Source organism: Streptomyces boluensis (assembly GCF_009908195.1).
GTDB lineage: Bacteria > Actinomycetota > Actinomycetes > Streptomycetales > Streptomycetaceae > Streptomyces > Streptomyces boluensis.
Map to the genome: position 1 here is coordinate 1 of NZ_JAAAHS010000219.1, position 12,705 is coordinate 12,705.

General features: G+C 72.5%; 10 protein-coding genes. 5 read left to right on the top strand and 5 right to left on the bottom strand.

Annotated elements, in window-relative coordinates; all coding sequences use genetic code 11:
- The first annotated feature begins 173 nt into the window (after positions 1-173).
- The 4 genes from GUY60_RS24085 to GUY60_RS24100 all read left to right on the top strand — a co-directional run bounded on the left by GUY60_RS24085 (position 174) and on the right by GUY60_RS24100 (position 5,039).
- Positions 174-1,358 carry an acyl-CoA dehydrogenase family protein gene (locus GUY60_RS24085; protein ID WP_161701245.1) on the top strand — a complete coding sequence of 395 codons (1,185 nt, stop codon included), beginning with the start codon at positions 174-176 and terminating at the stop codon, positions 1,356-1,358.
- Positions 1,359-1,480: 122 nt separating this feature from the next.
- Positions 1,481-2,410 (top strand): hypothetical protein, encoded by a 930-nt coding sequence (locus GUY60_RS24090; RefSeq protein ID WP_312866406.1) that lies wholly within the window; start codon positions 1,481-1,483, stop codon positions 2,408-2,410.
- Between the two features lie 101 nt (positions 2,411-2,511).
- The gene (locus GUY60_RS24095) at positions 2,512-3,396 is read left to right on the top strand and encodes a YhjD/YihY/BrkB family envelope integrity protein (protein WP_161701247.1); all 885 of its coding nucleotides are present in this window, start codon (positions 2,512-2,514) and stop codon (positions 3,394-3,396) included.
- Between the two features lie 149 nt (positions 3,397-3,545).
- On the top strand, positions 3,546-5,039 hold the full coding sequence (locus GUY60_RS24100; RefSeq protein ID WP_161701249.1) for a glycosyltransferase: 1,494 nt from the start codon (positions 3,546-3,548) through the stop codon (positions 5,037-5,039).
- Positions 5,040-5,090: 51 nt separating this feature from the next.
- On the opposite strand, the gene GUY60_RS24105 is transcribed toward GUY60_RS24100, so the two are convergent.
- Positions 5,091-5,711: a TetR/AcrR family transcriptional regulator gene (locus GUY60_RS24105; RefSeq protein WP_161701250.1), complete on the bottom strand. Its 621-nt coding sequence runs from the start codon at positions 5,709-5,711 to the stop codon at positions 5,091-5,093.
- A 167-nt stretch (positions 5,712-5,878) separates the two neighbouring features.
- Here GUY60_RS24105 and GUY60_RS24110 point away from each other — a divergent pair, with 167 nt between their 5' ends.
- Positions 5,879-7,444: an APC family permease gene (locus GUY60_RS24110; protein ID WP_161701252.1), complete on the top strand. Its 1,566-nt coding sequence runs from the start codon at positions 5,879-5,881 to the stop codon at positions 7,442-7,444.
- Between the two features lie 104 nt (positions 7,445-7,548).
- On the opposite strand, the gene GUY60_RS24115 is transcribed toward GUY60_RS24110, so the two are convergent.
- The 4 genes from GUY60_RS24115 to GUY60_RS24130 all read right to left on the bottom strand — a co-directional run.
- Positions 7,549-8,373 (bottom strand): SDR family oxidoreductase, encoded by an 825-nt coding sequence (locus GUY60_RS24115; RefSeq protein WP_161701260.1) that lies wholly within the window; start codon positions 8,371-8,373, stop codon positions 7,549-7,551.
- Positions 8,374-8,378: 5 nt separating this feature from the next.
- Positions 8,379-10,526: an acetate--CoA ligase family protein gene (locus GUY60_RS24120; protein ID WP_161701254.1), complete on the bottom strand. Its 2,148-nt coding sequence runs from the start codon at positions 10,524-10,526 to the stop codon at positions 8,379-8,381.
- Positions 10,523-11,713, bottom strand: coding sequence for a Glu/Leu/Phe/Val dehydrogenase dimerization domain-containing protein (locus GUY60_RS24125; RefSeq protein ID WP_161701256.1), 1,191 nt, complete (start codon positions 11,711-11,713; stop codon positions 10,523-10,525). Before GUY60_RS24125 ends, GUY60_RS24120 begins: the two co-directional genes overlap by 4 nt.
- On the bottom strand, positions 11,710-12,705 hold a 996-nt coding region (locus GUY60_RS24130; protein WP_246235551.1), incomplete at its 5' end, for a thiamine pyrophosphate-binding protein. The genes GUY60_RS24125 and GUY60_RS24130, both read right to left, overlap by 4 nt.

Genomic DNA, 12,705 nt, shown 5'->3' on the forward strand with positions numbered 1-12,705 from the left:
CCCGTACGCACCGCCCCACCCACACTCGGCCAGCACAGCCGCGCCGTACTCGCCGAACTCGGCTACGACGACGCGCAGATCGACAGCCTCCTGAACCCTTCCGATTGACTCCGACCGACGACCGACTCCGCCTGACGCCCCGCCGAACCCTCACCCTCAAGGAGCCCGCCCGCATGCCGTTCCCCACCCTCGACGCGAACGACCCGCTGAACCTCGAAGCCCTCCTCACCGACGAGGAACGCGCCGTGCGCGACACGGTCCGCCAGTTCCTCGACGACAAGGTCGAACCGCACATCGCCGACTGGTTCGAGGCCGGTGAACTCCCGGACCTGCCCGAACTCGCCCGCGAATTCGGCAAGTTGGGGCTGCTCGGCATGCATCTGGACGGCTACGGCTGTGCCGGAATGTCGGCCCGCGCGTACGGCATCGCCTGCCGTGAACTGGAAGCGACCGACTCCGGCCTGCGCTCCTTCGTCTCCGTTCAGGGCTCCCTCGCCATGTTCGCCATCCACCGCTTCGGCTCCGAGGAGCAGAAGCAGGAGTGGCTGCCGAGGATGGCGGAGGGCTCCGCGATCGGCTGCTTCGGCCTGACCGAACCCGACCACGGCTCCGACCCGTCATCCATGACGACCAGGGCCCGCCGCGACGGTGGGGGTGACTGGATCCTCGACGGCCGCAAGATGTGGATCACCAACGGTTCGGTCGCGGCCGTCGCGGTCGTCTGGGCGCAGACCGAGGACGGTGTACGAGGCTTCGTCGTCCCCACCGACACCCCTGGCTTCTCGGCGCCGCTCATCAAGCACAAGATGTCGCTGCGCGCCTCGGTGACGAGCGAGCTGGTCCTCGACGGCGTACGCCTCCCCGCCTCCGCGCAACTCCCGGAAGCGCGCGGTGTGGGCGTCCCGCTGACCTGCCTGAACGAGGCCCGCTACGGCATCGTCTGGGGCGTCACCGGCGCGGCCCGCTCGGCGTGGCGGACGGCCCGCGAATACGCCCTGCAGCGCGAGCAGTTCGGCAAGCCCATCGCGGCGTTCCAGCTGACCCAGCAGAAGCTGGTCGACATGGCGGTGGAGCTCCACAAGGCCACGCTCACCGCCCTCCACCTGTCGGCCCTCAAGGACTCACCGGCAGGCGTCCACCCCGCACAGATCAGCTTCGGCAAGCTGAACAACGTCCGGGAAGCCATCGACATCTGCCGCACGGCCCGCACGATCCTCGGCGCGAACGGCATCTCCCTCGAGTACCCGGTCATCCGGCACGCCAACAACCTCGAATCCGTCCTGACGTACGAAGGCACCACCGAGATGCACACCCTCGCCCTCGGCCACGCCCTCACGGGCCACGCGGCTTTCCGCTGACCCGGCAAACGGGGTAACCACCGCGGGGCCACACCGATCCCCGCCGGTCACGCCCTCCTCGCTCCCTAACCTGTCGTCCGGCGCGGCCTTCGCGCCGGACGACAGGCACAGCAGGAGGCCCAGTGAAATTCCCGACGTTGCCGCGCGCGGCATGGCTCAGCGCGGCGACCGCACTGCTGACCCTGTACGCCACCGCCCCGGCAGGAGCGGCCGACGGGTGGCAGCGAGTCGGCACGGACACCCGCAGCGGGGTCAGCGGTATCGCCTACGAGAGCCGTACCGGAAGCGGCGCAGGCATCGACGCGCTCGTCGTCCACGACAACAAGAAGTCCGGACTGCCTCACCTGTCCCGGCTCACTCACAGTGCGGGCTCCGCCGACGTCGCCCCGCTGACCTGGGACGGACCGGAACCCGTCGACCTGGAAGCCGTTGAAGCGGTCCCCGGGAAGCCGGGGGAGTACATGGCGCTCGCCGGCCGCGGCATCGCGTACCACCTGAAGGTCGCCGGTTCCACGGCCACGGTCGTCGACTACACGCCACTGCCCGCGATCGGCGAAGGCGACGACTTCGAGAGCTTCGCGCTCGTGCACCGCGACGGACAACTCGCCGCCCTGTGGGCGGACCGGGGAGCGGGCACCGGCCGGGCCGCCACGCTTTACGCCGCGCCGCTCTCGTTCGCGCCGTGGGGCGAGGCGAAGTTCGGCACCGTGACCCGCCAGACCTACCGGGCGCCGTACCCGACCGACACCGGCACCCGCCATATCTCCGACATCTCGGTGACCGACTCCGGCCGGATCCTCGTGAGCTCGGCGTCGGACGCCGGTGACGACGGCCCCTTCAACTCCGCGGTGAGCGCGGCCGGTTGGGCGACCGCGTCGGCCGAGGGCGGCGTACGGGTCGTGCTCTCGCCGCGTCCCACCGTCCTCGGGAGGTTCCCGCACTACAAGATCGAGGCCGTGGAGTGCCTGCCCGGCACCGCCGACGCCCTCCTTGGAACCGACGACGAGAACGTCGGCGGATACGTACGGACCTTGCCCTTCTGCGGAATCTGAACCGAGGGCAGGGCGCGGGCGTTCGTCGCCTTCGGGTGATCGCGCCCGGTGAACGACTGAAGGTACGAGACAGTACGACTACGGCGGGTAGGCCACACTGCATGCGCGAGAAGTCTTCCAATGGAGCGGGCTCAGGCTCCGAGGACCCTGCGGCCGGCCGGTCGGTGTGGCGGCGGATCTACCACGCGGTGACGGGCTCCGTCGCGGCCCGTGGCTGGCGGCGGGGCAGCGACCTGGAGCTGATGCACCGATCGATGGGACTCGCGGCGCTCGGCTTCCTCACGCTGGTGCCGCTGCTCATCGTGGTGGCGGCCGTCGACCCGGCCCAGGGCCAGGGCTTCGCCGAGTGGCTGGGGCGCGGCCTGGGCGTGTCGACCGGCGCCCAGCAGGAGGTCGAGGAGCTGTTCGCGCCGCCCCGGAAGGCATTGGAGGCCACCACCGCGTACGGCCTCGCGGCGCTCGCCGTCTTCGGCCTCACCTTCGGGTCGGCCCTGCAGACCGGCTACGAGAAGGTGTGGGAGCTGCGCCCGGCCCGCTGGCACACCATGTGGCGGCACGCGGTGTGGCTCGCCGCGCTGATCGGCTACCTCTTCGCGTCCGCCCAGATCACGGAGGCCCGCGCGGGCGCGGGTCCGGCGTTCGGCACCTCGCTGTGGCACTTCGTCAGCGCGGTGCTGACCGCCGTGCTGTTCTTCTGGTGGTCGCAGCGGCTGCTCCTCGGGGGCCGGGTCGGCTGGCGTGCCCTGCTGCCCGGCGCGGTGGCGACGGTGCTCGGACTCATCGGCCTACGCGTCTTCTCCCACCTGGTGTTCTCGCCGCTGATCGCGTCCAACGCGGTCGCGTACGGGCCGTACGGCACGGTGCTCGTCGTCCAGTCCTGGCTGGTGGGCGTCTCGGTCGTGGCCTTCGGCGGGGCGGTCGTGGGGCGGCTGCTGCACGAGGAGTACCCGCGCTACGCGCACCTGCTGCCGCACCGCCGCAAGTGACCGAGCGGGCCCGGCGGCGGTGCCGGTGCGGCCGCTCAGCGCGGGGAGCGGGCTGACCAGGCCGAGGACGGCGAGCCCCGCGCCGAGCCACCGGGGCGAGCGCACAACCTGACCGATGAGAACATCGGACGGAAACACGGGTGGGGGACATGACCGGGTACGGGGAAGAGTCCGTCGTGCGCGCACTGGCGCGCGGCGGGTTCGAGGAGCAGGAGCGGGTCCTGCGGGAGCGGGCCGCGGAAGTGGCCGACGAGATGGCCGACGGGTTCACGCGCCGGCACCCGGACATGGCGGCCAGGTCCGGGTTCGCGCGCTGGCAGCTCGCAGCCTTCGCGGCGAGCGCGGCCGGCGCGCTCGTCGTGCTGATCGCCGCACCCCTGGTGCTCCTGGCGGTCCTGGCCGCGCTCGTGGCGGTCTACAGCCTGGTCAACGCCCTGTTCGTACTGGCAGGACTGCTGCCCGGAGAGCACTGCGGCGACACCGACGACCCGCCCCTGCCGGACGCCGAACTCCCGCCGTACACCGTGCTGGTGCCCGCCTACCAGGAGTCCGAGGTGATCGGCGGCCTGGTCCGGCACCTGGCCCGCCTCGACTACCCCGCGCACCTCCTCGACGTGCAGATCCTCGTGGAGCGCCACGACCCGGACACCGCTCGGGCGGTACGGGCCGCGGACCCGCCCCCGTACATCCGGATCGTCGAACTCCCGCCCGGCCCACCGCAGACCAAGCCCCGGTCGGTGAACCTCGGGCTGCTCCTTGCCCGCGGTGAACTCGTCGTCATCTTCGACGCCGAGGACCGGCCCGACCTCGACCAACTGCGCCGCGTCGCCGCCCGCTTCGCCGCACGGGACGCCCAACTAGCCTGCGTACAGGCCCAGTTGCTGTTCCAGAACGCCGCCACCAACTGGCTGACCCGGCAGTTCGCCCTCGAATACGCGATGCGGTTCACGCTCGCCCTGCCCGGACTTGCCCGGCTGCGGCTGCCGATTCCGCTCGGCGGCACCAGCAACCACTTCCGCACCCACGTTCTGCGCACCCTCGGCGGCTGGGACGCCTGGAACGTCACCGAGGACGCCGACCTCGGGATGCGCTGCGCGGCGATGGGATACCGCACCGAGACGATCAAGGCCGTCACCTGGGAGGAAGCCGTCGACAGCGTCGGCCCGTTCATCCGGCAGCGCACCCGGTGGTTCAAGGGCTTCCTGATGACGACGATGGTGCACACCCGCCGCCCCGTGACGACCGCGCGCCGCTTCCGGGCCTCCGGGATCCTCGTACTCCTCGGGGTGGTGGCGAGCGCGCCCGTGACCGCGATGATCCAGCCGGTGGCCGTCGCACTCACCGTCATCGGGCTGTGCGGTGCGGCCTGGTCGCCCGTGGGTGGTGCGGTGGCGGTGCCCGCGCTGATCGCTCAGGGCGTCTCGGTCGTGGTGTGGGTCGGGGCCATGTACGCGGCGGCCAGGCGGGTCGGTGCCGAGCGGCCGTGGCACGCCCTGTTCACCCCGCTCTACTCGGTGCTGTGGTGGGTGGCGGCCTGGCGTGCCGCGTTCCAACTGGTGTCCTCCCCGTTCACCTGGGAGAAGACCCCGCACAAGCCGACCGAGGGGCAGGGTTCCGAGGGGCGGCCGGTCGGCGTCCGGTGACTGTCGACCGACCGTCGACGGGAATCAACGTCCCGTGGCCGTCGAGACCGCTCAGCGTCCCGTAGCCGTCAACGCCGAGCGCTCCACGCCCAGTTCGCGTGCGAGCGCCTCGTCGGTCCAGCGCAGCATCGTGCTGCGGGGGAGCGAGCCCGCGTACGCCGTCATCTGTACCGCCAGGCCGTCGAGCAGGGCGGTGAGGCGCCAGGCCGTCGACTTCGGGTCCTCGCACCGGAATTCGCCGGCCGCCACACCTTCCGCGATCACCTCGGCGAGGGCGGCCTTCCACTCCTGGTCGAGGTCGGCGGCCACGGCACGCAGCGCCGGGTCGCGCAGCGACGCCGCCCAGCCCTCGATCCACACCTTCCAGCCCTTGGCCTGCCCCGTCGGCGCGTACCAGCGCACAGCCGCGCGCAGTCGGCGCAGTGCGCTGGTACGGCGGCCGAGGAGTCTGCGCAGGTGGGCCAGGTCGCCCTCGGCGGCGTAGGCGTAGGCGGCCGCGACGAGCTTCTCCTTCGTCGCGAAGTGGTACAGCACCAGCGCGTTGCTCACGGACAGGGCCGACGCCACATCCGCGATCCGTACCGCGCTCACGCCCCGGGTGTCGATCTGCTCGACCGCCGCCCGCAGGATCTCCTCGCGCCGCTGCTCCACACTCAACCGGACTCGTGCCACGCGGCAACCCTACACATCGCCCGCCCCGCAGGGACCTGTGCCGCTGCTGCGCGATCTCTTGACAGCGCGCGGCGCCGGGTTCACAGTCCCCTTTACTGACTGGCCGTTCAGTCAGTGAGAGTCGCGCCCGTACGAACTCCCCGTACCGCCGCCGTAGGAGTCATCCCGTGACCCAAGCACCTTCCACCCCCGTCACAGGGGGAGCGAACCCGCCCGCCGCCGAAGCCCCGGATCTCTCCGACGGCTGGGGCGAGCAACGCGGCAGGCTCCGCAAGGACCTGCGCCGCCTTGACGTCCTGTTCTTCCTCATCTGCACCCTGGTCGGCCTCGACACCATCGGCTCCGTCGCTGCCCAGGGGCCGCAGGGCCTGACCTGGATGGCGATCCTCGCCGTCGCCTTCTTCCTGCCGTACGGCCTGCTCGTCGCCGAACTCGGCTCGTCCTTCCCCGTACAGGGCGGCCCCTACGTATGGACCCGCCTCGCCTTCGGGCGGCTCACCGCGGGCGTCAACCAGATCCTGTACTGGATATCCAACCCCGTGTGGGTGGGCGGCAGTCTGTGCATCATCGCCCTCTCCACGTGGGAAGAGTTCTTCACCCCGCTGCCCGGACTGTGGAAGTACGTCGCCGGTCTGGTCTTCATCTGGGGCGGCGCGCTCACCGTCGTGCAGTCCGTACGCGTCGGGAAGTGGGTGCCCATCGCGGGCGCCCTCGCCCGGATCGTGCTGCTCGGCTTCTTCCTCGTCTCCGTCGTCGTCTTCGCCGTCCAGAACGGCGTACACACCCTGCCCGCGGCCGAGTTCACGCCCACCTACGTCGGCTTCGTCGCGCTCGTCCCCGTCCTCATCTTCAACTTCGTCGGCTTCGAACTGCCCAGCTCCGCTTCGGAGGAGATGAAGAACCCGCGCCGCGACATCCCGCTGGCCATTCTCCGCTCCGGCCTCGCCTCGCTGTTCCTGTACGGGGCGCCCATTCTCGGCATCCTCTTCGTGCTGCCCAGCGAGGACATCGGCAGCCTCGGCGGCTTCATCGACGCCTGCAAGGCCGTGTTCACCGTCTACGGCGGCTCCATCGCCGCCGACGGCACGGTCACCCTCACCGGAGCGGGCGCCGTCTTCGGCGGAATCGCCGCTGCCGGCCTCATCATCGGCCTGCTGACCAGCGGCGTCGCCTGGGCCATGGGCGCCCACCGGGCCCAGGCCGTCGCCTGCGCCGACGGAGCGGGACCCGCCTGGCTCGGCGTGATCTCCGAGAAGCACGGCACGCCGGTACGGGTCAACATGCTCTCCGCCGTCCTGGCCTCGATCCTCTTCGTCGTCGCCCTCAACCTCACGGAAGGCGACGGCGAGAAGTACTTCGCCGCAGGCCTCGGCCTGACCATCTGCACCACCTTCATCTCGTACGTCATCACCTTCCCGAGCCTGCTCGTGCTGCGCCGCAAGTACCCGGACGTGAACCGGCCGTACAGCGTGCCCGGCGGCAAGGCGGGGGTGTGGCTCGTGACGCTGCTCTCCACCGGCTTCGTCGCCTTCACCGTGGTGGTGCTGATCTGGCCGGGCTTCGGTGTCGGCTGGTTCGGCACGCAGGGGTCACCGGCGGACTCGCTGCCCGAGTCGTTCGCGGGCCAGCGCCTCGCCTACACCCTCACCCAGGTCGTCCCGCTCCTGCTGTTCCTCGGGGTCGGACTCCTCTTCCACGTGCTCGGCGCGAAGGGGCGCCGGGGGCGCGAGTGAGTACGCGACTGAAGGTGCGCGACTGAGGGCGCACGCGTGAACGCCGGTGGGGCTGAGGATTCAGCCCCACCGGCGTTCGTGGTTGCGAGGGGGGGAAGGGGGGATCAGGCGCCCGTCCGCCCGTACACCTGCTTGCCCAGCCACTGACCCCCGTCCACCGTCAGGCACTCACCCGTCAGGTACGAGGCCCGCTCGCTCAGCAGGAACAGCGACGCGTCCGCGATCTCCGACGGCTCCGCGAACCGCCCCGCGGGCACCGTCGCGAGCACCCCGGACCGGGCCTCCTCGGTCGCCCACAGCGCCGCACCCGCGCCCTCCGTCTCCGTGGGGCCGGGGGCGACACAGTTCAACCGGACGCCCAGCGGGGCGAGTTCGACGGCCAGGGTGCGGGTCATGGCGAGCACACCCGCCTTCGCCGCGGCCGAGTGCACCGTGCCGGGATGGCCGTGCCACGCGTACGTCGCGATCACCGAGAGGATCGAGCCCCCGGTGCCCTGCGCGCGCAACTGCCGCGCCACCGCCCGCGTACAGAAGTACGAGCCGTTGAGCACGATGTCGACGACGGCGCGCCAGCCGTTGGGGCTGAGGTCGACGCCGGGCGCGACGAAGTTGCCGGCCGCGTTGTTGACCAGGCCGTCGAGGCGCCCGAAGCGCTCGACCCCGGCCGCCACGAGCGCGTCGACGGCGTCCGGGTCCCGCACGTCGGTCGGCACGGCGAGCGCCTGCCCGCCCGCCTTCTCGGCCAGCGCCACCGTCTCGTCCAGCTTCTCCGGCGTACGGCCCGCGACGACGACCCGCGCCCCGGCCGCGGCGAGCGCGAGGGACACGGCCCGGCCGATGCCGCTGCCGCCGCCGGTCACGACATACGTACGCCCCGCGAACCCCCAACTTCCTTCTGTCCAGGCTGTGTTGACGTTCTTCTCCACCATGTCGCTCAAGAGAGCACTCCATGTGCGTCGAGGGCGACCACGCCGCCCGGGTGAACCAGCAGAGGGTTGACTTCGAGCTCGGACAGTTCGGGGCGGTCTGCTCCGGCCCGCGCGACCGCGCACACCGCCGCGGCCGCCGCGTCCAGGTCGACCGGCGGCGCGCCACGCCACCCGGTAAGGAGCGGGGCATGGCGCAGCGAGAGCAGCAGTGCACGGGCTTGCTCGACCGGCAGCGGGGCGAGCGCCACGGCGGTGTCGGCGAGCAACTCGGCCGTGGTGCCGCCGATCCCCACCATCACCACCGGACCGAACGCCGGGTCGCGCCGTACGCCGACGATGAGCTCGACCGCGTGCGGCGGTGACACCATCGCCTCCACGGCGAAGCGGTCCGCCCCGGTCCGCGCCCGCATGCGCGTGAACGCGGCCCGCAGTTCCACCTCGTCCCCGATACCGAGAGCGACCCCGCCCGCCTCCGTCTTGTGGGCGAGCCCCATCGCCTTGAGCACCAGCGGATACCCGACCTGGCGCCCGGCGGCCACCACCTCATCGGCGTCCGGTCCAGTGAACTGGGCTGCGGGAAAGGCCAGTTGGTACGAGGCGAGCAGTGCGCGCACGGACGCGTAGCCGCCGTCCCGCAGCGGGGATCCGGGGGCCGGGGGTGCCGAGGCCCGTTCGGCGACCGCCGCCGGCGCGCGCAACCCGGCCGCGCCCGCCAGCGCGCCCGCCGCTTCCTCGATGCGCTCGTACACGGGCACGGCGTGCGCGCGCAGCTCGGCGAGGGCGGGGGTGCCCCGCGCCATCGTGTGCACGACCAGACGACACCCCGACTCCCGTGCCGCGACGGCGAGTTGGCGCGCCACCTCGCACTCCTGCGCGGCCTGGGCGGGGTTGGCGGCCGCGTAGTCACCGAAGTACCCGGTCAGTACGACGGCGTCCGCGTCGCCGCCCGAGAGGAGTGCGCGCACGACCCGGGCGTAACTGCCCAGATCCGCCTCGCCGGCCCCGGCCAGGTCGACCGGATTGCCGCAGGACGCGCCCACGGGCAACTCCGCCGCCACCGCACGCGCCGTACCCTCCGACAGCTCCGGCACGGTGAGCCCGCGCGCCGCCAACGCGTCCGCCGCCAGGGCCCCTTGACCTCCGCTGTCCCCGACCACCGCGACCCGCAACCCCGCCGACGGCCGTGCCGCCACAGCGGTGGACCTCGGCTGCGGTGCGCTGAGCAGACACAGCGCGGTGTCCACCAGTTGCCCGGCCGTGTCCAGGAGCAGCGCGCCCGCGTCCCGGCACACCGCCTCCACCGTCGCCCGCGCGCTGACCAGGGCGCCGGTGTGCGAGGCCGCCGCACGGCCGGAGGCGGCACTGCGGCCCACGGTGAGCAGCAGCACCGGTTTGCCCGCCGCGTGCGCCGCCGCGAGCGTGCGGGCCAGGCGCCGACCGTCGCGGAAGTCCTCCACGTACGCGGCGACGACCCGGGTCGGCGGATGGGCGATCAGCGCGTCCAGGGCGTCGGCCGCGTCGATGTCCCGCTGGTTGCCAAGCGACACGAAGCGGGAGAAGCCCTGCCCGGCACGGGCGAGCAGCCGCCCGATCTCCAGGGCCAGGTTCCCGCTCTGCGACACGAGCCCCACCGCACCGGCCGGGAACTCGCCCCAACTCAGCCGCAGCGCCGTCGTCGTGTCCACCACACCCATGCAGTTGGGCCCGAGCAGCCGCGCCCCGGCCGAGGTGACCCGCGCGGCGAGCGCACGCTCCACCTCGGCGCTCGAACCACCCGACGTGATGACGGTGAAGCACCGCGCACCGGCCGCGAGACCCTCCGCCACCACGGGCTCGACCTGCGGCGCGGGTACGGCCACCACGATGTGCTCCGGCGCCGACGGCAGCGCGTCCAGGTCCGGCAGGAACGGCACACCGTGCAGCGCGCCGCCCCGCCGGTTCACCAGGTGCACCGCCCGGCGCGACCGCCCTTCGAGGGCCCCGGCGGCCAGCCAGTACCCCCACTTCTCGGGCCGGGCGGACGCGCCCACCACCGCCACCGAACGGGGGTCGAAAAGCGCGTCGAGCCCGTCGATCCCGTCGATCCCGGCGGGACGGACCGGACCGCCCTGCGCCGCCGCCGCTTCCACGGCGCAGCGCTCCCCGGCGGTCATCGGTACCACCCGAAGCGCTCCGCGATCAGCGGCAGCCGGTCGGCGACGATCGCGTGCGCCGCCGCCCTCGGAGTCGTCCCGTCCGAGGCCGCCCGCGCCAGCATCTGGTCGATCAGCGCGCGCATCGACCGCCGCGTGTACGCGAACGCCTCGTCGGCGTCCGCACCGATGTCACCGAACAGCGTCCACCACCACCAGGCGTTCGTACCGGAGTTGACCACCACGTCCGGCAGCACCTGCACGCCCCGGTCCGCGAGCAACGCCTCCGCGTCCGGCAGTACGGGCATGTTGGCCGCCTCGACGACCCACCGCACGGCAGCCCCGATCCGCGCCTGGTTGACGGTGTCGACGGCGTACGAGACGGCCGCGGGGACCAGTACTTCGGCCTCCACCGACAGCCACTCCGCACCGGGCAGTTCCACGTCCGAGGCCCGCAACACGCCCCGGTCCACGGCTCCGTACCCGTCGCGCCCGGCGAGCAGCGTCTCGACGTCCAGGCCCTGCGGGTTGGCCACGGTGCCCTTCACGTCGGCCACCGCGACGACCTTCAACCCCGCCCGGGACAGGAACCGGGCCGTGGCGCCGCCCATCGTGCCGAAGCCCTGCACCGACACGCGCGTGCCCGCGTACGGCACCCCGGCCCGGTCAAGGGCGGCGAGCACCGACTCCGCGACTCCGCAGCCACCCACCAGCTCGTCGAGGCCGATGCCGTCGACGTCCACGGCGAACGCGTCGGCGAGCCGCTGCCGGGCGGCGTGCTCGTCGTCGAGCAGCGGGTACACGGCCTGGATCGAGGAGACGAGCCCGGCCTCGGCGGCGGCCTTGTCCACCACGTCCTGGGTCAGGCCCAGGTCCTCACCAGTGGTCCAGAAGCTCTCGATGTGCGGCCGCATCGCCCGCAGGTAGCGCACCAGAACGCCGTACGCCTCGGGGTCACGAGGGTCGCAGTCGATGCCGCCCTTGGCGCCGCCGAGCGGGATGTAGCGGCCGTCCGGGTTGTAGTGCAGGGCTTCCTTCATCGTCATGCCCCGGGCGAGGCCCGCGACTTCGTCGAGGGTGCAGCCGGCGCGCATCCGCAGGCCGCCGCTGGACACACCGCGCACCAGCCGGTCGACCACGAGGAAACCCTCCCGGCCGGTGACGTGATCGGTCCAGGTCAGCGAGATCAGGGGAGTGGGGGCACTCATACGGGGGTCTCCTCGGGAACGGTGATGAGGGTGGGACCGGGCGTGCGCAGGGCCCGTGCCAGCGCGGCGGCGAGCGCGTCGGGTGTCGGGGCGTGCTCACCCGCACCGCCGTAGGCGCGGCACAGCGCGGGCAGGTCGACGGGCGGGAGGTCGACGCCGACCGGGGTGTCACCGCGGGCGGTCATCTCGTCGCGGATCTCGCCGTAGCCGCCGTTGTCGAACACCACGACGGGCAGGGGCAGTTGAAGCTGTACGGCGGTCGCAAGCTCCTGCACGGAGAACTGCAGACCGCCGTCCCCGCTGAGCGCGACGACCTGTCGCTCGGGCTGCGCCGCCTTGACGCCGACGGCCGCGGGCAGGGCGTAGCCGAGCGTCCCGAACCCGGTCGGGTGCAGGAACCGGCCGCGCGGGCCGACCGGCAGATGGGGCAGCGCACCGTAGTAGCAGCACTGCGCGCTGTCCGAGATCAGCACCGCGTCCTCGTCCAGGGTTTCGCGGATCACCCGCAGATACGGCAGCCAGCGGGCGTCCCGGGCGGCGGTCGCCGTATCACGTTCGTCCAGCACCTCCCGTACGAACACAGGGGTGTTGGAGTCCGGGTCGGGTGCCTGCGGCCGGTCGGGCCAGGCGGCGACGGCACGCAGCACCTCCCGCAGGCACACCCGCGCGTCACCGACGAGCGCTATGTCCGCGGCCACGCCCGCGTACATCTGCGCCGGGTCGACATCCACCCGGATCAGCGTCCCGCCGAGCGAGTCGGGCGGCGCCGCCCATAGGTCGGACTCGGCGAGTTCCGTACCCACGGCCAGCACGACATCGCAGTCCCCGAGCGCCTTCTGCACGGCGGGGACGTGCAGGGAGACGCCGAGCGACAGCGGATGGCGCTCGTCGACGACACCCTTGCCGTTGGCCGAGGTGACGAGGACGGCCCCCAACTCCTCGGCCAGCTCCCGGCATTCGGCCGTCGCGCCCCGTGCGCCACCGCCGAGGAC